A 25,558-nucleotide genomic window follows, 5' to 3' on the forward strand; every position below is an offset into this window, starting at 1 on the left:
CCTCAGACTGTTAAATCATTTTCTGATTTTATATCTATAGCTTCTTGCAAAAGCCTTTGGAGAACAGCAGCAAAGACTGCGATAACCATTGAGGCAAAAATAAGGACCAATCCGATTAGTATAATACCTGGAGCGTCGTCCATCTCCGCGATGAGATAGAAGAGTGGCATGCCTGCCACAAGTAAAAGACTGATGGTGATTGCACAGTATTTTATTTTCTTTAAAGCTCTTACTGATAATTCCGAGAAAGCTTTATTCCGGTCAATATAGCTTAAAAGTGTAAAGGCTTGATACAGAGCGAAATAAAAAGGTATCGCCGCTGCATACAAATCGATATAAACAAGATATTTCAGATAAGAAATATCTGGATACAATTCCTCTGCAAAGTTCGCTATCTCCGGCACTAAAAATATGCACAGAGCAAGAACTGGAATTCCAATAAGAATAACAGCTATCTTTAAAAAAAGTGTTGATCCTCGTTTCATAAAAAGCACCTCACCTAATATTGTCGATTTGAATTTAACATATTATTTATCGTTTTACAATAAAAAAGTATTGATATAGATTATTTTCTTGTTGTTTTAAAACTATCCTTTTCACTTTGAACAAGAAAAAAGCATTCCTCATTACAGAGAAACGCTCTATATCTTTAATCGATTCAATTTAAAAATTGGGCAGCTGACTGAATCATTGACTAACTATGGTTTAAAAATAACGCATGGCACATAAGGGGTTGTTTTTGAATCATGTACACGTTCGTTTATTTTGCTTAGGCGAAGGTGATATATAAAGCAATCTGGCAGGGTACTTAATGGGCTTCAATAAGCTCAGGTGAATTGTTTTTAGGTGAGTTAACTAATGATGAAACCTGGTATGCTTCCATGTCATCAGCATCATATGGCAAAAGCAAGCTTTTGAGAAAATCGGGATCTGTATTTTTAGGGTTCAGCCATTCTTTTTCATGATCGTGACTCAATATAACCGGCATTCGATCATGGATATTTTCCATAAGCGCATTAGGTTTTGTCGTAATGATTGTGCAAGTGTAGAGCGGGTAACCTTCAAGCGTATTCCACTTTTCGTATAAGCCGGCAAAAGCGAACAGATTGGATGATTTCAGCTTGATTCTCATAGGAATCTTAGTTTTTGGATCAAGGCGTTTCCATTCATAAAAACTGTCGGCCGGAATGATGCAGCGTTTGCTGACAAGCGGTTTTCGAAAGCTGGGTTTCTCGGCCAATGTTTCAGCACGAGCATTGATCATTTTATAACCGATCTTTTCATCTTTAGCCCAAGGAGGAATGAGACCCCATCTTAATTTTCCAAGGCGGTTGCTTGATCCATCATTAATAATGGTAAGGATGTTTTGTGATGGCGCGACATTATAGCTGGGGTGATATTCGTCTTCAGGCAAGAAGTGATCTATGTTGAATTGCTCAATGATGTCGTCAAATTCTGAGAATAAAGTGAATCTGCCACACATGTTCATCATCCTTTTGGTTTTTTGAATATTGTACAGGGTTGGTATATGAAAATCAAAAAGGGGAATGTGATGCAGCAAACAGTGAATGTTAAAGAATTAAAGTGTGGTTTAGATCCGAAGTGGAAATATAAAAGTTCACAGCTATTAATTAAGGCAGGCTTTTTGAAGAGAACGGAATAGCAAAGATCTGAAATACATAACAAGAACAGATCTATATTGGGTTGGTAATTTCGAAATCTGTTAAGCTAAACACAAAAAGGGTGTGGTATTGAGTTAATCAGTGTGAGTTTATATGGATTTACATTTATCAGGCTTCTGAGGACAAATAAAGTGTTCAGGTTATACAACAAAAAAGGACGCCGGCATTGCCAGCGCCCTTTACAGCATTCCTTATTTATTAACAGAAATCGTGACATTATTTCCAGAAGGGAGGACTTTTGCAAAATCCTGTGTATCTACGACAGGTGTCACTGCTTTATTGTCGATTGTGATATTGTTAAAAGTTGTTGAAAAAGTTGCTTTAATGGCAGAGCGCTGGCTTTCAGCTGAAACCGCAGCGGTGGCAAGTGTTTTCCATTTCGACAGAGTGCCGATGTTTGTTCCTTGAATTTCCATGATAATACGTCCGGTATAGCCGTCATTGTTCGTTCCCCAGAGGGTCATGCGAGTATTCCCGTTCAAGTTTTTGTAGATCGTCATTTGCACTGTGCTTCCGGGACGAAAGCCTTTATTGTAAGTGAATTTCTCTTTTCCTTCGATATACGTTTCATCATTTTTAGAACCGACTTTCATGAGCGGTTTCCAGACGTTGTATTGTTTGCTGTACTGAAGGCCGATATCTGCCTCAGTTCCGTTTTTTGCGCTAAAGCCTGAATAAATATAAGGGGTAGAGACAGAGTCTTGGATGTTCACAGTGTCGGGAAGCTTAATTTTAGCCGTGAATACAGCGCCTGTACTGTTTAGGTAGGCGCGTCCGCCGATTCCCTTAGGCAGCTGGGAAGCCGCTTTTGCCACTTGAGTGTCTGCTCCTGGAAGACCTGGAACTCCTGAAGAAATAGTTCCGAAAAGAATAGCTGTTCCTACTGCACCTGCAATTAATACTTTTTTCAACAAAATTCCCCCTTTTAAAAGTGGTTTCGCCAATTATTATACCTTATTTTGGAACTTCTTTTATTAAGATAAATCGACAAAATCGTTAAAATCTCTTGTTTATGAAGGGGTTATGTTTATATATTGACACCATAGATCTAAAAATAAACTAATTAAACTATGTACCAAATGTTCAATTTTTATTAAAAAATCGGCATTAAGGAGCAAATAATAATTGTAAGACATTCACCAAAGGTAAAAAAGCTTTATCCTTTTTTAACAAATTAGACCTATGATTCGTTTAGACATTGAAGTTACATAGTTTTTTCTGCAAAAAAACCCCGGCCATTGACCGGGGAAGCAAAATTGAGGAGATTAAATGGAGTATTAGCAGTGTTTCTTACGCTTTTTATACTCTACAACGTAGTCATAGTCTTTTTTGTCGTGATCATAATGTTTTTTGTCATAATCACAGTAGTAATCTTTTTTGTCATGGTGATCATAATGTTTTTTGTCATAGTCGTAATACTTCTTGTAATACGTTTTCTTAACCGTATAATACTCTTCTTTATATTTTTTGTAATAACCCATAAATACCCCTCCTTTTATGATCATACGCTTTATTATATGGAAGTTAGAGTTTGCGGATTGGACAGTTTAAATTGCAAAAGTAAAAAAGGGCTGTCCAAAAAAAGAAGTTGAGGAATAATCAGAGGAAAACTGAGGGATCATGCAGAAACAACAATATAAAAAAAGCCGATATGCATCGGCCAAATCATTTTACCTTACATTTGCTTGTCTTCTTTGTTTTCTGAACCACTACTTCTTATGTCTTGAGTCAATCCGCTGGTCGCTTTTTTAAATTCTGATAAGGCTTTTCCGGCAGATCGGCCAAGCGCAGGCAGCTTATCAGGACCAAACACTAAAAAACCCACAAATAAAATAACTAAAATTTTTGTGACGCTTAATTCCATGATGCTTCTCCTCCTCTTGTTTGAAGTACGAACCCTTATTAACAAATTATAAAAGATGGCGGTTCAAATGAGAATACGTCTGTTTTGAATATTTTGTATAACACAGGCGAAGGGAGAATGATGTGATTTATTCAGGAAAAAATGCTGATGATAAAACGTATGGCTTCCAATGCCATACACATACCTGCAATTTTATTTAAAGGGGGGTGATATATATATATATATAACTGTAAGTTGCTATGATCAAAATAAGGGGGAGATATTAATTATGAGATGCAATAAGCTAATAGGGTGCCTGTCTGTTTTCATGTTCGCTGTCGCTTTTCCATTATCTGCACATGCAGAAAAAGCGGGAACTGCTGGAGCCGGAGAGTGGGATAAGCTTGGGACTTACACTTATACTTATTCAAGTCCGACGGTATACTCGAGCGGAGGTAATTTTAGAGTTTGTCTTTCAGGAAGTACACCTTTCTCCGTATCGCTGTATCTATATGAGGATGATGCTGGTGACAACCCTGATGAATATGTGGGTTCTAATTATTTTTCACCCGGAGAATGTCATACCTTTAGCAGTATCGGGAAATTTGTAGATGGAAGCAATAACAAGGCAGAGTTCTTTGTTACTGATTACTCTGGTAAATCAAAAACAGTTACGTTTTACGATTGATTGAAGATATAGTTCAGTGAATTTAACTTTGTCATGAATAAAAGAGAGAGGGAGCTCTCTCTTTTTATACTGTATGAGCAATGAAATACCTTACTCTTGAACAGCTTTGCCAAGTCGTTCATTCACAATGCCTGTCCAGCCGCCATCCATTTTATCCCGAATGACTGAGCTTTTCTCGTTTACCTTACCGATCATTTCATCAGGCTTCTTCCAACCGCTGTGGATGAGAGTGAATTCTGTTTTGTTCCCTACGTCTGTTAATTGAAATGTAACAATCCATCCATCAGTATCCCATTCAAAAGAAAGCTCTCCGGGAGCATGAACCGTCAAAACTTTGCAAGGTGATGGTCCAAATGGTGATTGTAAATGAAATTTATATCCTTCCTTCAGCTGAAAATCATTCGGCATAAACCACTTGGCTATGCCTTCTGAAGTTGAGACTGTCTCCCAAACCTTTTGAATAGGCGCCTCTAATGTTACATGTTTCGTAATGTCCGGTAATGTTTTTTCTTGATATTTATCCATATATTGCTCCTCTTTATCCAATATATACTTTCAAGCAAATTTTATATCATCTAACGAAATCATGTCCATAGTGAGCATGAATTATGCTGAATCTGTTGTCGGCAAGTGTTTCATTCTATAAATTTCACGATTAAAAGTGAATTTATTATCCATTTATTGTTATATTGAGTGGTGAAAGGCAGGGGAAGTCTCATGCAAAAAAACGAAAATACAGCAGGAGAGCGGAAAATATATATCACGGTCTTTTCATTCTTGATGATTTGTGTAGCTGCAATGGGCTTTTATGAACAAAGATTTCTTTTTAATCAATTAGCATTTCGGGTATTTGTGCACTGATCAGTTTTGTGTTATTGGCCAATGTGCTGTTTTTCTGGAAAAAAAGAAGAGCATAGCATATGTCTCAGGCATTTTGGCTGTAGTTAATGAAATTATGCTGATATCTCTGCTTTTTCTATCGTGATAAGAATGTAAAGAAGGAGGGTTCTGCGTGCTCGGTAAAATAAAAGCGGCCATTGATAATAGTCCGGGAAAACCCGCGAAAATTGTAGTTAATGAAAGCACACTTCAGCAGTTAAAAGAAGAGATGCGTTTTGTTTATGTTTCCAAACCTAAAACCATTATGGGGATACCTGTGGAGGTTTCAGATGATGTAGAAGGCTTTGAACTCAAATTTTAACGTTAATATATTTTAATACTATAAATATGCTAATATAGGAACTGCTAGAAAAAGAAGGGAGGAGGGGCTGTGAAACAGAAGCCGATTTATGTCGAAATCGAGATGACATCTGACCTAGACAAGCTTTGGGAATATACGCAAAACCCATCGCTACATAAGGAATGGGATCTGCGGTTTTCTGATATTACATATTTACACAGAAGCGTAAATGAAGCGCAGAGGTTTCTTTACGAGACAAGAATTGGCTTTGGATTAAAGGTGTCAGGTGCTGGTGAAACCGTGGGTACGAAATTGCATTCCTCTCAAAGAGTATCCTCCCTGGCCTTTTCCTCCAACCATCCGTTATCCCTGATTAAAAAAGGCAGCGGGTATTGGAAATACATACAGCATGATAACGGGAAGCTTACATTTATGACGCAGTATCAATATGAAACGGCATATGGCTTTCTAGGAAGATGGATTGACCGTTTATTATTTCGGCCGCTGTTGGGCTGGGCAACAGCATGGAGTTTTGATTCATTGAGACTTTGGATTGAACAAAATAAACATCCGAAACAATTGATCCGTTATGCGTTTGTCTATATGCTGACGTGCTTGTTTTTTAGTCTGTTTTGGTTTTACCACGGGTTTATAGATCTTGAAACGAACAACATGGCAGGAGCTGCGAAGATAGGATTGGGCATTTTATGGCTGAGTCCATTAAAGAGAAAATGGACACTTCATGCTGTGCAGACCTGTATCTTTGCTGTCTTCGCTTTTCTAGATGCTGGAATATATTCTTTACTGTTAAGTGTGATTACTGCGGCAAGCGGCTTGATCAGTCTCCGGCTTCCAAGTGCTCGGCATACGAAACGAAAAAGAAAGAAGTGAAATGGTGAGTTCAATGTATAAAAAAACAATTATAAATTATCATCTATTACATCCCAAGCTGCAGAAACGTTATCAATTAGACAGGTCACATACATTCAGCGGAAGAGGAACGATGTCAGAAATAAGCGGAGGTTCTTTTTTTGTCAGAATGCTGCTGAAGTGCGGGGTGTTTTTTAGATGTTTCTTTTCAGAAAGAGGAAAGGACATCCCTTTTACAATTAAAAACAGAACATGTCTTACGAAGCAGGAACATACGGGGATTGAATGGAATCGGACTTTTGTCTTTAAAGATAAAAAGCGTTTCTTTGATGCAGTTATGGTATACGACGAAAATGAAAAACGAATACTTGATTTTTTCGGCCAACCTCATATTATGCTGTCCGTTTTAACTTTTGAAGCACTCTCTGACGGGTCTCTCTACATTACATCAGGAAAGCAATGGCTATTAATATGCGGAAAAAGAATTCCTTTGCCAAAATGGCTGAGCGGTAATTCCACTGTTTGCGAAACTTTTGATGAAAGCAACAACTGTTTCACTATTCAAGTTCATGTGGAAAATGCAATTCTGGGAACTCTTTTTTATTATAAAGGGACGTTTCAGGAAACAGAGGGAGAAGTATGTTAAAACGAAACGGCATCATTAGTGCGCTTTGTATCATTTGGTTTCTTGTATCTGAAGCTCCCGACATATCAGTTGCGGAGGCGCTTGTCTTGTTTTCCATTCTCTTTTTTGTGCCGGGAATTTTTCCTTTTGTTTTTCATCAATCAGCTCACAGGACTATTCAATTTTCGGAAAAATTATTGATGCACATCTATCCGGCAGCAGCTGTTTTCGCGGTGTTAGCCCTTGTGACCGACGTGGGGTATTTTGCACTGATCTGGTGGATATACACTGCTTTGTTGGCTTTATATGGTTTGTTGCGGCTCTTGAAAACAAAAATACATAGAATCGAAGAAACATCTATTTTATTTGGACTCGTTTATTTAGGAGGAGGGGGATTTTGGTTTTTTGCCTATGCTGCGCATTTACATATCCTGCACTTCAGTCCTCTTATTATTTTGCTCACAGCTGTTCATTTTCACTATTCTGCTTTTCTGATCCCGATCTTTAATGGTTTACTTGGCAGAGTCAATAGAGAAAAACGGGTTATGTACGGTTGGGTGACATGGATTATTTTACTGTCGCCGCTCCTCATCGCACTCGGAATAACATACTCAAAAACACTTGATATCTTGGCGGTTGGTATCTATATGGCGGCACTTTATCTTAACTCATACTTAATATTTAAGACAGCTTTTCGCAGTAAGACAGGAAAAGTGCTTATCCGACTGTCTTCTGTCGTGTTAATGATAACGATCTGTTTCTCTTTCATTTACTCATTCGGTGTATTCCGGCAAGAAGTCACGCTGACCATCAGCCAAATGATTTGGATACACGGTGTCGTGAACGCATTCGGTGTTATTTTGCCGGCTCTTGCAGGATGGAGAAAAGAAAATCCTCAGCTATCGGATGCGAGTGTCAAGGTTTTCAGCCGTATATACGGAAAGAGAACAATCGGAAAGAACTTTTTGCGCAACATTCACGCTGAAAATAACATTCAATATAGCGGACTTGTGGATGATATGAGAAGCCTTCGTTCAAACGATTTTTCACCGGAGCATTTGACACCGTTGATTGTTTCTTTTTATGAACAGACGAAAGATTATGAGGTAAAAGCAAAAGTGACGTGGAGCACTTGGTTTCAGCCCTTTGCGAAAATGTATGAATACATCAGCAAAAGAACCGGACAAATACATCTGTCAACGAATCCTGACTGGTATAGGATGCACAGTACAATAAAAGGTGTCCATTCAAAAAAAGACGGAAGAAAAAAGGTACGTGCCTGGATCAGAACAAATGAAAAAAACGAAACCATTTTTACCGCGCTGTATTCTATATATCGCTCAAAAGGGGAGGGGTACATGAATATTTCTCTGCCGCTTCCTTTCAGTAACATGACAGGCATTTTAAAGCCTTATCATCACAAAGAGAACCTGATTTTGACCAGCAGGCGGAGAAAAAGCGGTGCTGGGGATGAAGGGATTTATCTTAGAACAAAAGTCGGGACCTGCCCGCTTCCATTATCTGAAACCTTTCTTATAAATGCTCCGGCGGGTGCAAGCAGGTTAACAGCTGTTCACGAAATGTGGCTGTTTGGGATTCAATTTCTAACTGTAGATTATGACATTACATATTGCCCGTCCAAATGAATAATATAAAACAAAGACAATAGTTCATCTGACAGTCTCTCGTCCGGTAAACAATCGGTTCGGCACATTTTCATGCTGCACCTCATACAGACGGGGAAGGAAGGGTTTTTATGTTTTATATCAGTTTGTTTCTGATTGTATGGCTGGCTGCGGGATTTGCAGTGGGGATGAAGCAAGTTTATGTCGATCAGCTATTCGATAAAGATGTAATCGAAAGGCTTGAAAAAGAAGCAGGTGACTATGATCTTGTTGACCGTTTTATCAAACACCGTTTCATTTATATTGCAGCAGTGACTTTAAGCGGATTTATTGCTGTTTACAGTGAAATAAAAGCCATGCCGCAAAAGCGGAGAATAAGAAAAATTGAAAAAGACATTAATAAGCTCAATAAAGTAAAGAAACGCAGGAATAACAGAAAGTAAAAGGTGCACAAGCCAGCAGGCGGGTGCATTTTTTTATTTAATGGGGGAATGAGAATAAAGCCGGTGCGATCTTACTTTTTTGCTAAGGAGTATAAATTCATAAATGTGAAGAACAGCGCCCGGGCTAATGGTATATAATATTGTGAATTTAACAAAAATTTAACAAGGAGGACGAGATAATTCGTGCTAAAGCCTCAAAGAGTCCAGCATCCTGTGTTTTTGGTTTTGAGGCGGAGTAGATGAAACCGGCCAAAGTATCCCTGCTCCGCCGTTTGCTCCATTCCTTGAAGCATGTTGATTGTAACATAGTCAAACGTTTTCCATCAACTTTAAAAAATGTAAAATTGTTGTTAATTTTCTTGTTGTTTGTTCCGGTTTCTTCTGTATATGCAGAGGATATCTATCAGAATTTCGAGGAACTAAAGAATCACGAAGATCCTTCAGATTATAACATTGCCACAAAAGAAACCGGCAGCTCTGTGCTTGTTTTAGCTATTCACGGAGGAGGTATTGAAGGCGGCACAAGTGAATTAGCGAGAGAGCTCAGCAAAGAATATTCCATGTATTTATTTGAAGGTTTGAAGACGTCTGGAAATTCAGTACTGCATATAACAAGCACACATTTTGATGAGCCTCAGGCACTGAAGCTTGTAGCAAGTCATGAGTATGTCATTTCATTGCATGGATATGCAGGAGAGGACCAACAGATACAAATCGGCGGAACAGACCGATCAAGAGCGGCAGAATTAGTTTCAAAACTGCAAAAAGCCGGTTTTCCGGCTGAATTGGTTGGTACGGATCATCCGCATGCAGGCGTAAGTCCAAACAATATAGCGAATAAATCAAAAACCGGTTTGAGCATCCAGTTAGAGATGAGTACAGGTTTCAGAGAATCTTTGTTTGGCATCTTTTCTTTAAAAAGCAGATCCACGACTCAAAATGAGAGGTTTTATGATTTTACAGAAGTGATGACCCATTTCATAGAAAACAGCTATTAAAATAAGGAGGCTTTGCGCCTCCTTATTTTTCGTCCTTCTGATCATTGGCTTCAGGAAACAATTCATCTGATGCCTCAGTTTGATATTGCAAGGTGTTATCTTTGACATTCAGTTCGTTTCGGAATGTTTCATCGAGCACATTTTTCAGTAAATACCGGTGAAAAAAATATTCAAAAACAGTAAGGCAGACAGACGCAATCAGAGCGGCTGCAAACGGTGAGAAACCGTTTCTAGTTTGCGTTTCAAGAAAGACCCAAAGAATAACGAGTGAAAGTCCGAAGTCAGCCAGTGAAGCTATCATAGTGCTGGTTCTCGGCAAGATCAGGATGTCACCGGAAAGGTATGTTACAAAGCTTAAGAAAAATGCAATAAACAGCACACTTAAAAAGGAAGCATGGTAAACTCTATCCAAAATCACATACAATAGGGCAAGAGTTAAAGCTGTCTTAGAAGCAAGAGCGATAATATGTTTCATTTGATCACCTATATTTGTGGCAAATCTTTAGCGGTATCTGCAGCCTCAAGATCGACACTTATTTGCTGAGTTAAATCTTTAGAATGATAAAAACCCTTTGCAGCCATATAATGAAAAATTTGTTCATGGGTATTCATCGCGTCATGTAAATATTGCTGCAGCGTTTCCCTGACTTCTGGGGAAGAAGATTCTGTGATGGCAGCTGCAATATTCCTTACGCCTGTCTTTGCCGATATTAAAAAATCCGTTGCGATCACTTGTTCGGTCATGCTGCCCATTCCGGCTAATTTTTGAAAGAACTCATTCACGCTTGTTCACCTCTCACTGACAGCAATTCCTGTAAACGCGCAACCTGCTGTTTTGTTTTTTGAGCATCCTGCTCAAGAATACTCTTTAATTCTTCATCTTGTACAAGTCCCGTCATGGTTGAAGATTTTGTCAAACAAAGATTCTTAAACGTAAGCAATTCGTGCAATTCCAACGTTTCATGAAGGCCGTAGCCATTCATAACGGTCATTCCCTTCTGAAGTAATATGGTTTATTTTGAACAAATTGCTTTTGTTTACACTGGTATTTTTTGCTGGTCGTTTGAAACTTTCTGGCTGCAATGCCCATACACAAGGGGTGGGATGAGCTTCTGTTAAAATAATCAATTATTCACTGGTTTTTAATCATCTATCTTTAAATACTAAGGAGGAGACACAGTGGAGATCAAAGGGATCAATCACTTGTTATTTTCTGTTTCTGATTTACTGACTTCCATCGAGTTTTATCAAAATGTCTTTGATGCTAAACTGCTGGTTAAAGGAAAGAGCACTGCATATTTCGATTTAAACGGCATATGGCTGGCTCTCAACGAAGAGCGTGACATTCCCAGAAATGATATTAACGCTTCTTATACCCATATCGCTTTTACAATTGAGGAAAGCAAGTTTGAAGAAATGTCCGCAAAATTAAAAAACCTTCATGTTACTATTTTGTCTGGGAGAGAACGAGATGTACGTGATCGAAAATCAATTTATTTCACTGATCCTGACGGCCATAAATTTGAATTCCATACAGGAACTCTTCAAGACAGACTTCAATATTATAAGCAAGCTAAAACCCACATGGATTTTCACGATTGAAAAAGTACGGGAAACAGAGTAACAGGGAATATACATATTTATCTTATGGGGTTAATATATGGTAAAGGAGGGGGATTGCAGTTGAGAAATAAAATATTGCTCATGACAGCTGTTTTGCTATGTGTTTTTGGAACCGGGACCATTCATGCAGCAACTTCACATTTTGAGCATAAAACCGACTTTATTCTAAATGACGGAACAAAAGCGCTTTATGTAGAAAACATTAGTGATGTACCGGCAATGGATTATTTTTTAGGATACCAATTTACGATATTAGGAGTGAACACTTGTTCAGTTAACATTAAGCTTCAGCGAATGGGACTTGCAGGGGATTATACTACGTTAAGCACAAAACAATTCACCGGTAATTGGTTTGACTTTAGCGCTCACGATAAGGTTTCCATTGAACCTTATCACCGGTATCGAATATTAGCTGAAGAACATTCAGAAAACTGTGCAAGTGTTCATGTAAAAGGCCGCTATGGTGTAGAATATTTTAATTTTGATTGATGCTCACATTTTTGAAAAGAAGTGAGCTTTTTTTGCGGAATAAATTAACTAAATAAACTATGTACTAAATATTCAGTATATTTCCTTTTGCCTCGCTCAATATAAAAGAGGAGAGTATAACTCATCTTTTCACGTCCGAAAATCGAAACATTTATAAGAAAAGAACGTCTAATTTTTTAAACAGCACTTTTTTTTAAAAAGTTTCGTTAAGGAAAGAAAATTTCTTGACTTCAACAATTGAATGATGGATAATTATGGTGTAAACATGATGTTCTTTTTCCTCCTATTCAGGTTCGCACCTAAGCCAGGGCGAGCCTGCTTTTTTTAAAACAAAACCCCCACTCCACAAAGGAAGAGGGGGTTTATTCTTTGTAACTGATAGTTCAATAGTTTAATGGACAGTTCTGAACACACCAATTACTTTTCCTAATATGCTGACATTCTGCAGTATGATCGGAGCCATGGTTGGATTTTCAGGCTGTAAGCGAATGTGTGTATCCTCTTTATAGAAACGTTTTACCGTAGCTTCATCATCTTCTGTCATCGCCACTACGATTTCACCGTTATTCGCCGTGTTTTGCTGTTTTACAATAACATAGTCCTTATCAAGTATACCTGCGTCAATCATACTGTCACCCATGATCTCCAGCATAAACACATGCTCATCCGGAGGAACCATACGGTCAGGAAGCGGGAAGTATTCTTCAATGTTTTCAACCGCTGTAATAGGTGAGCCCGCCGTTACTTTTCCGATTACCGGTACATTAACGACTTGGCTTTTTGGAATCTCTACTTCTTCATCCAGAATTTCTATCGCTCTTGGTTTTGTCGGATCGCGTCTAATCAGCCCTTTTGTTTCCAAACGGGCCAAATGGCCATGGACAGTAGAACTGGACGCAAGGCCGACAGCCTCTCCGATCTCTCTAACCGAAGGCGGATATCCTTTTGATTTAACCTCTGCTTTAATAAAACGGAGGATATCAAGTTGCCTTTTTGATAGCTTCGTCATTTTTTGCACCTCTAAACGTCGATTTTAAATAGATTATAGCATGATTTTCCTGACAGTACAAACATAGGTTCGAAAAAAACAATTGACAGAAACATTTGTTCGTATATACTGAAATTATAAAAAAGCGAACAAACATTCTTGTCGGAGGTTGTTATCATGAATAAAGAATCTATTATTTTTGTCGGCCTGTTCACTGTGATTCTAAGCGTGGTTATCCTTCTGTTGTCATATACAAGCAGCGACCAGGAGCTTAATCAATATGTTAAAATAAAAGTTCAGTCTGGGGATACGCTCTGGTCGCTTGCTGATCAGGTGGATGACTCAAAAAAGATAAATAAAAGTGATTTTGTTGAATGGGTAGCTGAAAAAAATAATCTCCAGACGTCTGAGATTCAGCCGGGGGATGAATTGGTGATTCCATTAAAAAAGGAACACCCGGCTGCATACGAACTGGCTACTGTTAAATAGAGAGGAAAGGTAGAAAGGTGAAAGCACTCATTTATGCCCGAGTAAGCACAAATAAAGAACAGCAAGAAACCTCATTAAAGCGGCAGGAGGAGGAGCTTACGGCCATTGCTGCCGAGAACGGCATGGAAGTCGTCAAAGTGATTTCTGAAAAAGCCAGCGGATATGAAATGGACCGGGATGGTGTATTTGATTTGCTTGATCATATCAAGAATTCAAATATTGATGTGATTTTAGTTCAGGATGAAACAAGACTCGGCCGGGGAAACGCGAAAATTGCACTTCTTCATTGTATTTACAGGGAAGGTGTGAAAGTATATACGACCGCTCACAGAGGTGAGCTGGAGTTATCAGAGGCTGACTCTATGGTGCTGGAAATCGTCAGCATTGTGGAGGAATACCAGCGGAAAATCCACAACATGAAAATTAAACGCGGAATGAAACGCGCAGTGAAAAATGGTTTTAAGCCACAAAAGAACCTGAAAAACCAGCATGAAAACAGCGGAAAAGAAAGAATAGAAGTTCCGATCTCGGAGATTGTCCGGTTGAGAGCGAATAAACTGACGTTTGCTGAAATCGCGGCTACGTTGAGAGGTTTTGGCTATGATGTGTCAAAGGCGACAGTCCATCGGCGTTTTCAGGAATACATAGAGAATGAGCAGACAGGCGAGTGAATCAGTTGTAAAACTCCTCTTGTTTTAGTAGTATATAGACAAAATGCAATAAAGGAGTTTATCATGATTTCAAACGAAAAAATTGCCAGAATCAATGAACTTGCCGCAAAAGCTAAAGCTGGCGTTATTACAGAAGAAGAAAAAGCTGAACAGCAAAAGCTCCGTCAAGAGTACCTAAAAGGATTTCGTTCTTCTATGAAAAACACATTAAAAAGTGTAAAAATCATTGATCCTGAAGGCAATGACGTAACACCTGAAAAGTTAAAAAGAGAAAAAAATAATAACAGACTTCACTAATATAAGAGGAATACGGCAATATCGTATTCCTCTTTTGTATATACTACAAACAACAGCGCTTTCTTCAAGCGACAAAATTCATCAAGTTTCTCTCAAATTTAAGCTGAAACAGTTGAGAAAAAGTCGTCAGACATTTATGATGAAAGGGTACAACATATAAGGAAGGGGATTTTTATGGATACAATTGAAAAGAAATCAGTTGCTACCATTCGCACACTATCAATAGACGCTATTGAAAAAGCAAACTCTGGTCACCCTGGTATGCCTATGGGGGCAGCGCCAATGGCATATACGCTATGGACAAAATTTATGAATGTAAATCCGGCAAATCCTGAATGGTTTAACCGCGACCGTTTTGTTTTATCTGCGGGACACGGATCAGCACTTTTATACAGCATGCTTCATTTAAGCGGGTATGATCTCAGCATTGAAGATCTTAAGGGATTCCGCCAGTGGGGCAGCAAAACACCGGGGCATCCGGAATTCGGACATACAGCCGGTGTTGATGCAACAACAGGGCCGCTTGGACAAGGAATCGCAATGGCGGTCGGAATGGCTATCGCAGAACGCCATTTAGCCGAAACTTACAACCGCGATTCATTCAATGTAGTCGATCACTATACATACAGCATTTGCGGTGACGGCGATTTAATGGAAGGTATTTCTTCTGAAGCCGCTTCACTTGCAGGCCATCTTCAGCTTGGCCGTCTGATCGTATTATACGATTCTAATGACATCTCATTGGACGGAGATCTGGATCGTTCATTCTCTGAAAACGTGAAACAGCGTTTTGAGGCGATGAATTGGGAAGTTCTTTACGTTGAAGATGGAAACAATATTGAAGAATTATCTGCGGCAATTGAAAAAGCACGCCAAAACGACAAGAAACCTACATTGATTGAAGTAAAAACGACAATCGGTTTCGGTTCTCCGAACCGTGCCGGCACTTCCGGTGTTCACGGTGCTCCGCTTGGCAAAGAAGAAAGTAAATTAACAAAAGAAGCTTATGCATGGACGTATGAAGAAGATTTCTACGTTCCGTCAGAAGTATATGAGCATTTCGCAAAAACAGTAAAAGAATCCGGCGAGAAAAAGGAACAGGAATGGAATGACCAATTCGCTAAATATAAAGAAATTTATCCGGAACTCGCTGAACAGCTTGAGCTGGCTATCAAAGGAGAACTTCCGAAAGACTGGGATCAAGAGGTGCCTGTTTATGAAAAAGGAAGCAGTCTGGCATCCCGTGCCTCTTCAGGTGAAGTTCTGAACGGTCTTGCGAATAAAATTCCGTTCTTTGTCGGCGGTTCTGCAGACTTAGCAGGATCAAACAAAACGACGATTAAAAATTCCGGTGATTATACAGCGCTTGATTACTCAGGCAAAAATTTCTGGTTTGGTGTTCGCGAATTTGCTATGGGTGCAGCCTTAAATGGTATGGCGCTTCACGGCGGACTTCGTGTATTCGGCGGAACATTCTTTGTCTTCTCTGATTACTTGCGTCCGGCCATTCGCCTTGCAGCATTAATGGGTCTTCCTGTGACATATGTCTTTACTCACGACAGTATCGCGGTCGGTGAAGATGGACCGACTCACGAGCCGGTTGAGCAGCTTGCTTCATTACGGGCAATGCCTAACCTTTCTTTAATCCGCCCTGCAGACGGTAATGAGACAGCAGCGGCTTGGAAGCTTGCGGTGCAGAGCACAAATCACCCAACAGCGCTTGTATTGACACGTCAAAACCTTCCTACAATCGACCAAACAGCTGAAGAGGCATTGGCTGGTGTAGAAAAAGGTGCTTATGTTGTTTCTAAGTCTAAAAACGAAACACCTGCCGCTCTTCTTATCGCTACGGGCTCAGAGGTTGGCCTCGCAATTGAAGCACAGGCAGAATTGGCGAAAGAAAATATTGATGTTTCTGTCGTCAGCATGCCTTCAGTAGATCGTTTTGAGAAACAATCGGATGAATACAAAAACTCCGTGCTTCCGTCAGATGTGAGAAAACGTCTTGCGATTGAAATGGGCTCATCATTTGGCTGGGGCAAATACACAGGGCTTGAAGGAGACGTGCTCGGTATTGACAAATTCGGCGCCTCCGCTCCTGGCGAAACCATTATCAATGAATACGGCTTCTCAGTTGCAAACGTTGTGGATCGAGTCAAAGCATTAATCAATAAATAAGTTTTTCAAAGGGGATGAGTCAAATCATCCTCTTTTTCTTGTTTATCCGACAAAAATAGTATTGGCTGTTTAACAGTAATAGACAATTCTTTCTTCTCTTCTTTTGTATAATAGAATGCAAATGAAATGCTGCTGGAAAAGGGGATGAGAAGATGGAACGTCACTACTATACGTACCTGATCAAAGAGGAATTTGCCAATCACTATTTCGGGCGGGAATCGGTTATGTTTGATCTGTTTCAAGACTATCATTGGACAAGCCTGACGAGGCAGCAGTATGAAATGACAGAGAAACAAATTCAATATATTACGAAACCCATTCCGATTTTACATATGCATCAGCGGTTAAAAATGAATTTGAACAATACAAACTATACACAGCTGGATTATATTTATAGATTATCTCTCCCAAAAGCAAAGGGACAAGCGTCTTTTATGATGAAAGAACACATGATTGAAATTGTAGCTAACGGAGATTACGAGGCGGAAACGATATTTTTTGAAGTTCTTCGCAAAGTAAGCCCTTGCTTTCTTGCAATGGATTTCAATACGAAGCGGTATGGGTGGTTAAATCCGGTGAAAGAAAGAAATTTTGTCTAAAACCGAAGAAAAAGAGATGTAAATGTTGTATAATAGCTTTTGGTTTAGTACACTTTAAACTAGACAACATGAAGGAGGAAATAAAATGACTTTATGGGTTGGCATCCTAGTGGGCGTTGTTGCACTGCTCATAGGTGTTGCACTCGGGTTTTTTATTGCTCGTAAATATATGATGAGCTATCTTAAAAAGAATCCGCCTATTAATGAACAAATGTTACGCATGATGATGATGCAAATGGGAATGAAACCTTCTCAAAAGAAAATCAATCAAATGATGAAAGCCATGAATAATCAAACGAAATAATACGTAAAGATTATGATATAGAGAAACATGGTTATAAAATAAAAAACCCTTTATCGGGTTTTTTATTTTGCAATCAGTCATCACCCGCTACTGCTCGAAGGCGCTGTTTTTGATATTGTATGAGAAGATGGTCAAGCTCCTGACTGAGTTCTATCGTAATATGAGATGTCATTCCGTTCGCCATGACAATTTGCAGCAGCTCTGCTCTTTTTTTTTCAATTTCATTTAATAGATGCTCTCTAATCACAGGGATGTATCCTTTCATACATTAGATCTTCAAAAGTGAATGTTTATATTATATCCATATTTATACTAATTTTCAAATGAGAAGGAGTACAATGTCTCAATGTCAAATTAAATTATATAAGTTTTTTTTGAAAATAGAAATCCTTCGAGTGAAAGTGTTAAAAAAATGAAATGATTTTGTCATAACTTGAAGGAATGTCAAATCATGAAGGGATGATGACATGGGAGATGTGAATTATTTTCTGACATTCGGTGCGGGATTTTTATCATTTATTTCGCCTTGCTGCCTGCCGCTTTATCCGGCTTTCCTGTCATATATTACAGGAGTCAGCATGGATGATGTGAAAACAGAGAAACTATTGCTGCAAAAAAGAAGCTTGGCCCATACGCTGTTTTTTTTGCTGGGGTTTTCAGTGATTTTTATAGCTTTAGGATATGGAACATCTTTTATTGGAACCCTGTTTAGGGATTATCATGATGCCATTCGGCAAGTTGGCGCTTTGCTCATTATTCTGTTCGGTTTTATTACGCTTGGCGTGTTTCGGCCTGAAGTTATCATGAAAGAACGCAGAGTCCATTTTAAGCATAGGCCAAGCGGTTTTTTCGGTTCCGTTTTAATCGGTATGGCTTTTGCGGCCGGATGGACGCCTTGCACCGGTCCCATTTTGGGGGCTGTTATCACATTAGCAGGTACGAATCCTGGCTCAGCGATACCGTATATGATGCTATATGTTCTCGGATTTGCCGTTCCGTTTGTATTATTGTCGTTCTTCATCACGAAACTGAAGTGGATCAGGAAGAATCAGCTTTTGATCATGAAAGCGGGCGGTGTACTTATGATTGTTATTGGGGTACTGCTATTTTTTGACTGGATGAACTTGATCATTATTTTACTGTCGGATCTTTTTGGTGGATTTACAGGTTTCTGACTGTTAAATTACTTTTGCACTACTACTAATCCTTTTGTTTTTGGTACAATAAGACTATTACCTGAGGAATTCGATTTTTGGAGGGGAATATGACAAGAGTTTTAGTTGTAGACGACGCCAAGTTCATGAGAGTAAAAATCAGAGAGATCTTGGAAGAGGCAAATTACATAATAGCAGGCGAGGCGGCGGACGGCGAGCAAGCGGCTGACCTGTATAAAAAACTTCGACCTGACTTAGTGACGATGGATATTACGATGCCGGTGAAAAACGGCATTAAGGCGCTTCGTGAGATCATATCCTTTGACCCTAAAGCAAAGATAATCATGTGTACCGCAATGCGCCAGCAAAGAATTGTGACGGAAGCCATTGAACTTGGGGCAAAAGATTTTATTGTCAAACCGTTTGAGGAGTCCAAAGTATTAGAAGCTGTCAACCGCGTTATGGGAAATTGAAAGTCATTTCTTTTCAAAATGGTTTTTTTTATTGTTTTGGAGTATAGTATATAGTGTCAACACTCCGAGAAAACAAAGGAATGATAAGTATGATGATTATAGTTTCATCAATTGTTGCTGTTTTAATGGCTGCAGCTGTGATGGTGGTCAGAATTAAGTCTTCCGATAAGCCCGTTTCACCGAAAAAAATCATTCTCCCGCCGATTTTTATGAGTACGGGGGCGTTAATGTTTTTATTTCCGGTTTTTTGGGTAACGGGTGAAGAGTTTTTAGAAGCGATCACTTTAGGCGTGATTTTCTCTATTTTTCTTATAAAAACTTCAAAGTTTGAAATTAAAAATAATGAAATTTACATGAAACGCTCTAAGGCATTTGTCTTTATATTAATCGGCCTTTTAGTGATCAGAATTGTGATGAAATCAATTTTAAGCACATCGGTTGATTACGGCGCACTGAGCGGAATGTTTTGGATTCTGGCTTTCGGTATGATTGTGCCGTGGAGAATCGCCATGTATCTGTCATACCGAAAACTTCAAAGCGAGCTGCAGTCAGCAGACATTCAAATGAATTAAAAAACCTTTCCTCCTTGCGGGAAAGGTTTTTTATTTAAGAAGGGCTTGATAAGGTTCAATATCGATTTTCTTGTCTCTTAGATGTTTCTTTAAAAAGGTATGGTCTCTTTTCGGAGTAGCCAGGATATAACCTTTGATAATAAGCCGCTGATCAATTGCTGCTGCGTTTTCTTTTAATGCCAGCTCTCCGATTTTTCCGGCAATTTTTGCTCGAGCTATATCTCTGAACAGCTCCGGAACAGGTGTGACCAATTCATCGAGAAATTGTTTGTTTTCATTGCTCCATAGATGTCTGCTGTTTTCAATATAGTAATCCTGCCAATCCAGCTCAGATTTGCCGTCCTCTTTTGGTAAACGCTTTAAAAACTTTCGAAACATAAAAAATCCGCCGATTGATAACAAGACAATCATCGTGATCACCCAAAACAGAATAAACCACAAAAACCAGCCTTCCAGCATCAATCATTCCCCCTTATACTAACCATATTGTATATGAAGAAAGAATAGAAGAACAATGTTTAAAAAAATAGAAAAAAATGATAGACGTCTAGTCAAAAGAGATGGTAGATCATATTCTATTGTATAGTGAATCTGCTATTTGGCCATGGGAGAGTCACTAGAGGGTATTTGACGATAAATGGACGGAAAAAAAGTCACTTTCATTATAGGGGATGAAAGTGACTTTTGATTTTAGCTGAGAGGGAATTGAAGAGAAAAAGAAGAGCCATCATTCGTCTCTTTATTGACGGCAACTGTGAGAATTTGATTTTCGCATTCAGTCTCAATCGACTTGTCATTCAAATAAAAAGGAAGCATCATTTGTTTTTCAAGAGTCTGTTCTGAGGATTTAACCGTCAGGATGAACTCACATCCGGACAAGGTAATTGTGATTTGTGTCGGCTGTATAGCCGACAGATCTGCTTCAATAATATATTGCTGACTTGTTTCATATAGATCAATAGGTAATGTTTCGTCGTACCAGGCGAACGGATCTTCAAAAAATTGCCGAAGCCATTCCTCCATACCATCGAAATCATTAGCATCATTTCGTTTTGAATGGGTCATGGAAGCATTCCTCCATATATCAACCTTGCTTTAGCTTATGCAGTTGGTCAGAAATGGGTGAACGCATAAAAAAACAGACGCTAAGGTCTGCTTTTATTACATATCATGGCTTGAATTGTGCTTTTGTCTTGTGTGATTTCTGTTTTTCACTTTCTTGCTTCCGCTGAGGGGTTCCGGCTGACCCGGATTGTGTCCTTTAGGAGCGTTTTTATGCATATCTTTACTTGTATTTTTATTGGTCATAAAATGAGAACCTCCTTAAAAGAGTTCAACGTTATTGATTGGTTTTTCTTTTTTTGTTATTTTGGCGTTCTGCTTCAGTCAGTACAAGCTGATCGTTTTCTACATAGCCGGCGCCTTTGCCTTGGCTTTTCGCGTCATTCATCCCATTTATTACGTGATTTGCTTTTCGTTTGACCATCATTATCACCTCAATCATAATATGGCTTCTTTCAATGAGGAATATGAAAGAGTGCAGACAGTAAAATTTCCCTCTTTTTTGCCCTGATAAGCCGATCTTATTGTATTTAATAAAAACATTGATATTTACTTATGTATGATTTTGTTTTAATATGAAATTGTGAGAAAATTGTGATGGAATGTAATGTTCATCTGAGAATGAACTGATCTGAAGGGGGATTTTGGAGAATGGCAAACGAGCAAAAAACTGCAGCACAAGACGTTTTCCAAGCGAGAAAATCGTTTACTACAAATGGGAAAACTTATCATTACTACTCTTTGAAAGCATTGGAAGATTTGGGGATCGGAAATGTGTCGAAGCTTCCTTATTCCATTAAAGTTCTTTTAGAATCTGTATTGCGTCAAGTTGACGGATTCGTCATCAAAAAAGAACACGTGGAAAATTTGGCAAAATGGGGAACTGCCGAGTTAAAGGAAATCGATGTTCCGTTTAAACCATCTCGCGTTATTTTACAAGATTTCACTGGGGTACCGGCAGTAGTTGACCTTGCTTCATTACGTAAAGCAATGGCAGCTGTCGGCGGAGATCCTGACAAAATCAACCCTGAGATTCCTGTTGATCTTGTCATCGACCACTCTGTACAGGTTGATAAAGCGGGCACAGAAGATGCTCTGGCTATTAATATGGACTTGGAATTCGAAAGAAATGCAGAGCGTTACAAATTTTTAAGCTGGGCAAAGAAAGCGTTTAATAACTACCAGGCAGTACCGCCAGCAACAGGTATCGTTCACCAGGTAAACCTTGAGTTCTTGGCAAGTGTTGTCCACGCAGTCGAAGAAGACGGAGAACTGATTACGTATCCTGATACGCTGGTAGGAACCGACTCGCATACAACAATGATTAACGGAATCGGTGTTCTCGGCTGGGGTGTCGGCGGAATTGAAGCGGAAGCCGGAATGCTTGGGCAGCCTTCTTATTTCCCTGTTCCTGAGGTAATCGGCGCGAAACTCGTCGGAAAGCTTCCGAATGGAACAACAGCCACTGACTTGGCGTTAAAAGTGACACAAGTACTGCGTGAAAAAGGCGTAGTCGGTAAATTTGTTGAGTTCTTCGGACCGGGAGTTGCTGAACTGCCGCTGGCAGACCGTGCGACAATCGCTAACATGGCTCCGGAATACGGTGCAACATGCGGATTCTTCCCTGTAGATGAAGAAGCTCTAAATTATCTGCGTTTGACAGGCCGCGATGCTGAACATATTGACGTAGTAGAAGCATACTGCAGAAGCAACGGCTTGTTCTATACTCCAGATGTAGAAGACCCGCAATTTACTGATGTCGTTGAAATTGATTTGTCTAAAATTGAAGCAAACCTTTCCGGTCCAAAACGTCCTCAGGATTTGATTCCGCTTTCTGCTATGCAGGAAACGTTTAAAAAGCACTTAGTCAGCCCTGCGGGTAACCAAGGATTCGGATTAAACGCCGAAGAGGAAGACAAAGAAATTAAATTTAAATTGCTTAACGGCGAAGAAACAGTCATGAAAACAGGTGCAATCGCTATTGCTGCGATTACAAGCTGTACAAATACATCTAACCCATACGTCTTAATCGGCGCCGGCCTTGTGGCGAAAAAAGCGGTTGAATTAGGACTCAAAGTGCCTAACTACGTGAAAACATCACTTGCACCGGGTTCTAAGGTTGTTACAGGATATCTTGTTAATTCAGGCCTTCTTCCATACATGAAAGAGCTTGGTTTTAACCTCGTCGGATACGGATGTACAACATGTATCGGAAACTCAGGTCCGCTTTCACCGGAAATTGAAGAAGCAGTTGCGAAAAATGACCTGTTGATTACGTCTGTTCTTTCTGGAAACCGTAACTTCGAAGGACGTATTCATCCGCTTGTGAAAGGTAACTATCTTGCTTCTCCGCCGCTTGTAGTAGCTTATGCGCTGGCTGGAACAGTGAACATTAACCTGAAGACGGATCCGATCGGTGTCGGAAAAGACGGACAAAAAGTGTACTTCAACGATATTTGGCCGTCAATGGACGAAATTAATTCACTTGTTAAACAAACTGTTACACCGGAGCTCTTCCGCAAGGAGTACGAAACAGTATTCGATGACAACAAACGCTGGAATGAGATTGAGACAACAGATGAAGCGCTATACAAATGGGATAATGAGTCAACTTATATCCAAAACCCGCCATTCTTCGAAGAAATGTCAGTTGAACCAGGCAAGGTTGAACCTTTAAAAGGCCTTCGTGTTGTCGGTAAATTCGGCGATTCAGTCACAACCGACCATATCTCTCCTGCAGGGGCAATCGGAAAAGATACACCTGCCGGAAAATACTTGCAAGCAAAAGGTGTGTCACCTCGTGACTTTAACTCCTACGGTTCACGCCGCGGAAACCATGAGGTTATGATGAGAGGAACATTTGCAAACATCCGCATCAAAAACCAAATCGCGCCGGGCACAGAAGGCGGATTTACAACGTACTGGCCGACTGGTGAAGTGACATCAATCTATGATGCCTGCATGAAATATAAAGAAGATAAAACAGGCCTTGCCATCTTAGCGGGCAAAGATTATGGTATGGGATCTTCCCGTGACTGGGCTGCAAAAGGAACAAACCTGCTCGGCATTAGAACTGTAATTGCTGAGAGCTTTGAAAGAATCCACAGAAGTAACCTGGTATTCATGGGTGTGCTCCCGCTTCAATTTAAACAAGGTGAAAATGCGGATACACTCGGCTTAAGCGGTAAAGAAGTGATCGAGGTGGATGTTGATGAAAGCGTACGCCCTCGTGATATCGTTACAGTAAGAGCAATTGATGAAGACGGAAGTGTAAAAACATTTGAAGCGCTTGTGCGCTTCGATAGTGAAGTTGAAATTGATTATTACCGCCATGGCGGAATTCTGCAAATGGTGCTTCGCGAAAAAATGAAGCAATCATAATGTATGAAGAAGAGAAGGCACCCTGCTTTCTCTTCTTTTTATGAGATAAGATAGCTCCGGGGGTGACATTATGCTGAAAAAATGGGTGGCGGGAATCCTGTTGATTGGGCTTGCCGGATACATGTGCTGGAACATCTATCAGCAATTTAGCAAAAAAGAAATAGGCATTGAAGAGGGACAGCAAGCGCCTGACTTCACTCTGAAAACGCTATCAGGAGAAAGGACCTCTTTATCAGATGTTAAAGGTAAAAAAGTTCTGCTTAACTTCTGGGCAACTTGGTGCAAACCGTGCCGACAGGAAATGCCGGCGATGGAGGAACTGCAAAAGGAGCACTCAGATGTAGCGGTTATTGCAGTTAATTTCACTTCAGCTGAGAAAAGCGAGAAACAGGTGCAAACCTTTGCTGATACGTATCATTTAACCTTCCCCATTTTGATTGATAAAAAAGGAATTAATGCTGACTATAATGTGTTTTCATACCCAACTACGTATATTTTAGATGAAAAAGGCGTGATTCAAGACATACATATCGGGACCATGACAAAAAAAGAGATGAAAGAAAAACTGGATCTTCATTAGATTCAGTTTTTTTATTTTGCAAACATGCTTACAAATTTTCAGAATTGGAAAAAATAAAAGAATACGCGGAGGTGAGAAGAGTGAAGAAGATGAGAAAACGATCTTTTCATGAGCTCGTCATGGAAAACAAAAAAGAGCTGATGACGAATACGGAATATTTAAATCAGCTTGAGGAAAAGCTTGAACAGCGATTTAAGCAAAAATAACCTTTAATTTGTATTCATGTTTGCCCCTCCTTTTGAGAATCCTATTTGTTGAGGAGGGATAAACATGGGAAACAACAAGAAAAACGGTCAGCCTCAATATGCTCCAAGCCACTTGGGTACGAAGCCTGTTAAATATAAACGCAATAAAGGGGAAAAAATGCACGATACTTCTGGTCAGCAGCCAATTATCATGCAGACGAAAGGCGAGTAGCGCCGGATTGATTTTATTCTAGGAGGTTCATCCCAATGACAAAAAACCAAAATCAATATCAGCAGCCTAATCCTGACGACCGTTCCGACAACGTAGAGAAACTGCAGGATATGGTCCAAAATACAATCGAAAATATAGAAGAAGCAGAGGAATCAATGGAGTTTGCTTCAGGAGAAGATAAGCAGCGCATCAAAGAAAAAAACGCAAGACGGGAAGAGAGCATCGAAGCATTTCGCAATGAAATTCAAGACGAATCCGAAGCGAGAGAAAACGGATACCGTTCGTAAAAACCAGGGAAACCTGGTTTTTTTCTTTCTGATTTGGATG

General features: G+C 39.6%; 38 protein-coding genes. 23 read left to right on the forward strand and 15 right to left on the reverse strand.

Going from position 1 to position 25,558, the window contains the following annotated elements:
- Window positions 1–2 precede the first annotated feature (2 nt).
- The 5 genes from NSS75_RS10440 to NSS75_RS10460 form a co-directional block, all read right to left on the reverse strand.
- The gene (locus NSS75_RS10440) at window positions 3–485 is read right to left on the reverse strand and encodes a DUF2975 domain-containing protein (protein WP_101861279.1); all 483 of its coding nucleotides are present in this window, start codon (window positions 483–485) and stop codon (window positions 3–5) included.
- 323 nt (window positions 486–808) lie between these two features.
- Window positions 809–1,483 carry an SOS response-associated peptidase gene (locus tag NSS75_RS10445; protein WP_326323848.1) on the reverse strand — a complete coding sequence of 225 codons (675 nt, stop codon included), beginning with the start codon at window positions 1,481–1,483 and terminating at the stop codon, window positions 809–811.
- A 390-nt stretch (window positions 1,484–1,873) separates the two neighbouring features.
- A complete protein-coding gene (locus tag NSS75_RS10450) occupies window positions 1,874–2,596 on the reverse strand; it encodes a YrpD family protein (RefSeq protein WP_127695132.1) in 723 nt (240 codons plus the stop codon).
- 363 nt (window positions 2,597–2,959) lie between these two features.
- Complete coding sequence (locus tag NSS75_RS10455) at window positions 2,960–3,163, reverse strand: spore coat protein CotC (protein ID WP_024121562.1); 204 nt, start codon at window positions 3,161–3,163, stop codon at window positions 2,960–2,962.
- A 194-nt stretch (window positions 3,164–3,357) separates the two neighbouring features.
- Window positions 3,358–3,546: a twin-arginine translocase TatA/TatE family subunit gene (locus tag NSS75_RS10460; protein WP_024121563.1), complete on the reverse strand. Its 189-nt coding sequence runs from the start codon at window positions 3,544–3,546 to the stop codon at window positions 3,358–3,360.
- Window positions 3,547–3,814: 268 nt separating this feature from the next.
- Here NSS75_RS10460 and NSS75_RS10465 point away from each other — a divergent pair, with 268 nt between their 5' ends.
- Window positions 3,815–4,213, forward strand: coding sequence for a hypothetical protein (locus NSS75_RS10465; RefSeq protein ID WP_339237450.1), 399 nt, complete (start codon window positions 3,815–3,817; stop codon window positions 4,211–4,213).
- Between the two features lie 90 nt (window positions 4,214–4,303).
- On the opposite strand, the gene NSS75_RS10470 is transcribed toward NSS75_RS10465, so the two are convergent.
- On the reverse strand, window positions 4,304–4,738 hold the full coding sequence (locus NSS75_RS10470) for an SRPBCC domain-containing protein (protein ID WP_127695130.1): 435 nt from the start codon (window positions 4,736–4,738) through the stop codon (window positions 4,304–4,306).
- Window positions 4,739–5,225: 487 nt separating this feature from the next.
- On the opposite strand from NSS75_RS10470, the gene NSS75_RS10475 reads away from it, so the two are divergent.
- From NSS75_RS10475 to NSS75_RS10500, 6 genes are all read left to right on the forward strand, one after another.
- Window positions 5,226–5,414: a hypothetical protein gene (locus NSS75_RS10475; RefSeq protein ID WP_059335696.1), complete on the forward strand. Its 189-nt coding sequence runs from the start codon at window positions 5,226–5,228 to the stop codon at window positions 5,412–5,414.
- A gap of 69 nt (window positions 5,415–5,483) precedes the next feature.
- Window positions 5,484–6,284, forward strand: a complete 801-nt coding sequence (locus NSS75_RS10480; RefSeq protein WP_106021654.1) for a hypothetical protein — start codon at window positions 5,484–5,486, stop codon at window positions 6,282–6,284.
- Between the two features lie 4 nt (window positions 6,285–6,288).
- Window positions 6,289–6,909 (forward strand): DUF4166 domain-containing protein, encoded by a 621-nt coding sequence (locus tag NSS75_RS10485; protein ID WP_127695128.1) that lies wholly within the window; start codon window positions 6,289–6,291, stop codon window positions 6,907–6,909.
- A complete protein-coding gene (locus tag NSS75_RS10490; RefSeq protein ID WP_339237454.1) occupies window positions 6,903–8,534 on the forward strand; it encodes a YndJ family protein in 1,632 nt (543 codons plus the stop codon). The genes NSS75_RS10485 and NSS75_RS10490 overlap by 7 nt, the downstream gene beginning before the upstream one ends.
- A 110-nt stretch (window positions 8,535–8,644) precedes the next feature.
- Window positions 8,645–8,956, forward strand: coding sequence for a hypothetical protein (locus NSS75_RS10495; RefSeq protein ID WP_024121567.1), 312 nt, complete (start codon window positions 8,645–8,647; stop codon window positions 8,954–8,956).
- A 239-nt stretch (window positions 8,957–9,195) separates the two neighbouring features.
- Window positions 9,196–9,954, forward strand: a complete 759-nt coding sequence (locus NSS75_RS10500; protein ID WP_339237457.1) for a poly-gamma-glutamate hydrolase family protein — start codon at window positions 9,196–9,198, stop codon at window positions 9,952–9,954.
- A gap of 22 nt (window positions 9,955–9,976) precedes the next feature.
- Here NSS75_RS10500 and NSS75_RS10505 read toward each other — a convergent pair whose 3' ends face one another.
- The 3 genes from NSS75_RS10505 to NSS75_RS10515 are packed head-to-tail and all read right to left on the reverse strand — an operon-like array spanning window position 9,977 to window position 10,937.
- Window positions 9,977–10,429: a YndM family protein gene (locus NSS75_RS10505; RefSeq protein ID WP_339237460.1), complete on the reverse strand. Its 453-nt coding sequence runs from the start codon at window positions 10,427–10,429 to the stop codon at window positions 9,977–9,979.
- An 8-nt stretch (window positions 10,430–10,437) separates the two neighbouring features.
- On the reverse strand, window positions 10,438–10,737 hold the full coding sequence (locus NSS75_RS10510) for a spore coat protein (RefSeq protein ID WP_059335692.1): 300 nt from the start codon (window positions 10,735–10,737) through the stop codon (window positions 10,438–10,440).
- On the reverse strand, window positions 10,734–10,937 hold the full coding sequence (locus NSS75_RS10515) for a DUF892 family protein (RefSeq protein WP_024121571.1): 204 nt from the start codon (window positions 10,935–10,937) through the stop codon (window positions 10,734–10,736). Before NSS75_RS10515 ends, NSS75_RS10510 begins: the two co-directional genes overlap by 4 nt.
- A gap of 196 nt (window positions 10,938–11,133) precedes the next feature.
- Between NSS75_RS10515 and fosM the strand changes: the two genes are divergently transcribed.
- Entirely contained in the window at window positions 11,134–11,556 is a 423-nt protein-coding gene (gene fosM, locus NSS75_RS10520) for a FosM family fosfomycin resistance protein (protein ID WP_095713921.1), read from the forward strand.
- A gap of 81 nt (window positions 11,557–11,637) precedes the next feature.
- A complete protein-coding gene (locus tag NSS75_RS10525; RefSeq protein WP_024121573.1) occupies window positions 11,638–12,066 on the forward strand; it encodes a hypothetical protein in 429 nt (142 codons plus the stop codon).
- Between the two features lie 391 nt (window positions 12,067–12,457).
- Here NSS75_RS10525 and lexA read toward each other — a convergent pair whose 3' ends face one another.
- Window positions 12,458–13,075 carry a transcriptional repressor LexA gene (gene lexA, locus NSS75_RS10530; RefSeq protein WP_010334405.1) on the reverse strand — a complete coding sequence of 206 codons (618 nt, stop codon included), beginning with the start codon at window positions 13,073–13,075 and terminating at the stop codon, window positions 12,458–12,460.
- Window positions 13,076–13,231: 156 nt separating this feature from the next.
- Between lexA and yneA the strand changes: the two genes are divergently transcribed.
- From yneA to NSS75_RS10560, 6 genes are all read left to right on the forward strand, one after another.
- Window positions 13,232–13,543 (forward strand): cell division suppressor protein YneA, encoded by a 312-nt coding sequence (gene yneA, locus NSS75_RS10535; protein ID WP_059291742.1) that lies wholly within the window; start codon window positions 13,232–13,234, stop codon window positions 13,541–13,543.
- Window positions 13,544–13,560: 17 nt separating this feature from the next.
- Complete coding sequence (locus NSS75_RS10540; protein ID WP_024121575.1) at window positions 13,561–14,214, forward strand: recombinase family protein; 654 nt, start codon at window positions 13,561–13,563, stop codon at window positions 14,212–14,214.
- Between the two features lie 63 nt (window positions 14,215–14,277).
- Window positions 14,278–14,511 (forward strand): DUF896 domain-containing protein, encoded by a 234-nt coding sequence (locus NSS75_RS10545; RefSeq protein ID WP_024121576.1) that lies wholly within the window; start codon window positions 14,278–14,280, stop codon window positions 14,509–14,511.
- Between the two features lie 174 nt (window positions 14,512–14,685).
- Window positions 14,686–16,689: a transketolase gene (gene tkt / locus NSS75_RS10550; RefSeq protein ID WP_339237470.1), complete on the forward strand. Its 2,004-nt coding sequence runs from the start codon at window positions 14,686–14,688 to the stop codon at window positions 16,687–16,689.
- A 152-nt stretch (window positions 16,690–16,841) separates the two neighbouring features.
- Complete coding sequence (gene sirA / locus NSS75_RS10555; RefSeq protein ID WP_095713923.1) at window positions 16,842–17,288, forward strand: sporulation inhibitor of replication protein SirA; 447 nt, start codon at window positions 16,842–16,844, stop codon at window positions 17,286–17,288.
- Window positions 17,289–17,373: 85 nt separating this feature from the next.
- Window positions 17,374–17,592 carry a YneF family protein gene (locus tag NSS75_RS10560; protein WP_003221221.1) on the forward strand — a complete coding sequence of 73 codons (219 nt, stop codon included), beginning with the start codon at window positions 17,374–17,376 and terminating at the stop codon, window positions 17,590–17,592.
- 73 nt (window positions 17,593–17,665) lie between these two features.
- Here the strand turns inward: NSS75_RS10560 and ynzD are convergent, their stop codons facing one another.
- Window positions 17,666–17,839 carry an aspartyl-phosphate phosphatase YnzD gene (gene ynzD, locus NSS75_RS10565; RefSeq protein ID WP_003238195.1) on the reverse strand — a complete coding sequence of 58 codons (174 nt, stop codon included), beginning with the start codon at window positions 17,837–17,839 and terminating at the stop codon, window positions 17,666–17,668.
- 220 nt (window positions 17,840–18,059) lie between these two features.
- Here ynzD and NSS75_RS10570 point away from each other — a divergent pair, with 220 nt between their 5' ends.
- The 3 genes from NSS75_RS10570 (at window position 18,060) to NSS75_RS10580 (ending at window position 19,791) form a co-directional block, all read left to right on the forward strand.
- Window positions 18,060–18,767, forward strand: coding sequence for a cytochrome c biogenesis protein CcdA (locus NSS75_RS10570; RefSeq protein ID WP_024121580.1), 708 nt, complete (start codon window positions 18,060–18,062; stop codon window positions 18,765–18,767).
- Window positions 18,768–18,856: 89 nt separating this feature from the next.
- Window positions 18,857–19,219, forward strand: a complete 363-nt coding sequence (locus NSS75_RS10575) for a response regulator (RefSeq protein WP_010334411.1) — start codon at window positions 18,857–18,859, stop codon at window positions 19,217–19,219.
- Window positions 19,220–19,299: 80 nt separating this feature from the next.
- Window positions 19,300–19,791 (forward strand): CcdC family protein, encoded by a 492-nt coding sequence (locus NSS75_RS10580; protein WP_081638316.1) that lies wholly within the window; start codon window positions 19,300–19,302, stop codon window positions 19,789–19,791.
- A gap of 30 nt (window positions 19,792–19,821) precedes the next feature.
- Here the strand turns inward: NSS75_RS10580 and NSS75_RS10585 are convergent, their stop codons facing one another.
- The 4 genes from NSS75_RS10585 to sspO form a co-directional block, all read right to left on the reverse strand.
- Entirely contained in the window at window positions 19,822–20,250 is a 429-nt protein-coding gene (locus NSS75_RS10585) for a DUF2621 domain-containing protein (protein ID WP_024121582.1), read from the reverse strand.
- Between the two features lie 231 nt (window positions 20,251–20,481).
- Window positions 20,482–20,874: an outer spore coat protein CotM gene (gene cotM, locus NSS75_RS10590; protein WP_081638313.1), complete on the reverse strand. Its 393-nt coding sequence runs from the start codon at window positions 20,872–20,874 to the stop codon at window positions 20,482–20,484.
- A 78-nt stretch (window positions 20,875–20,952) separates the two neighbouring features.
- Window positions 20,953–21,099, reverse strand: a complete 147-nt coding sequence (locus tag NSS75_RS10595; protein WP_003221237.1) for a small acid-soluble spore protein P — start codon at window positions 21,097–21,099, stop codon at window positions 20,953–20,955.
- 31 nt (window positions 21,100–21,130) lie between these two features.
- A complete protein-coding gene (gene sspO / locus NSS75_RS10600) occupies window positions 21,131–21,277 on the reverse strand; it encodes an acid-soluble spore protein SspO (protein WP_003221239.1) in 147 nt (48 codons plus the stop codon).
- A 227-nt stretch (window positions 21,278–21,504) separates the two neighbouring features.
- Between sspO and acnA the strand changes: the two genes are divergently transcribed.
- From acnA to tlp, 5 genes are all read left to right on the forward strand, one after another.
- Window positions 21,505–24,234: an aconitate hydratase AcnA gene (acnA, locus tag NSS75_RS10605; RefSeq protein ID WP_103671503.1), complete on the forward strand. Its 2,730-nt coding sequence runs from the start codon at window positions 21,505–21,507 to the stop codon at window positions 24,232–24,234.
- 70 nt (window positions 24,235–24,304) lie between these two features.
- Entirely contained in the window at window positions 24,305–24,814 is a 510-nt protein-coding gene (locus NSS75_RS10610) for a redoxin domain-containing protein (protein WP_024121585.1), read from the forward strand.
- An 80-nt stretch (window positions 24,815–24,894) separates the two neighbouring features.
- The gene (locus NSS75_RS10615; RefSeq protein WP_003244964.1) at window positions 24,895–25,020 is read left to right on the forward strand and encodes an FbpB family small basic protein; all 126 of its coding nucleotides are present in this window, start codon (window positions 24,895–24,897) and stop codon (window positions 25,018–25,020) included.
- Between the two features lie 64 nt (window positions 25,021–25,084).
- Window positions 25,085–25,231, forward strand: a complete 147-nt coding sequence (gene sspN, locus NSS75_RS10620; protein ID WP_024121586.1) for an acid-soluble spore protein SspN — start codon at window positions 25,085–25,087, stop codon at window positions 25,229–25,231.
- Between the two features lie 35 nt (window positions 25,232–25,266).
- Window positions 25,267–25,518 (forward strand): small acid-soluble spore protein Tlp, encoded by a 252-nt coding sequence (gene tlp / locus NSS75_RS10625; RefSeq protein ID WP_024121587.1) that lies wholly within the window; start codon window positions 25,267–25,269, stop codon window positions 25,516–25,518.
- Window positions 25,519–25,558: the final 40 nt, after the last annotated feature.

This window comes from Bacillus sp. FSL K6-1012 (assembly GCF_037964915.1).
Classification (GTDB): Bacteria; Bacillota; Bacilli; order Bacillales; family Bacillaceae; genus Bacillus; species Bacillus halotolerans.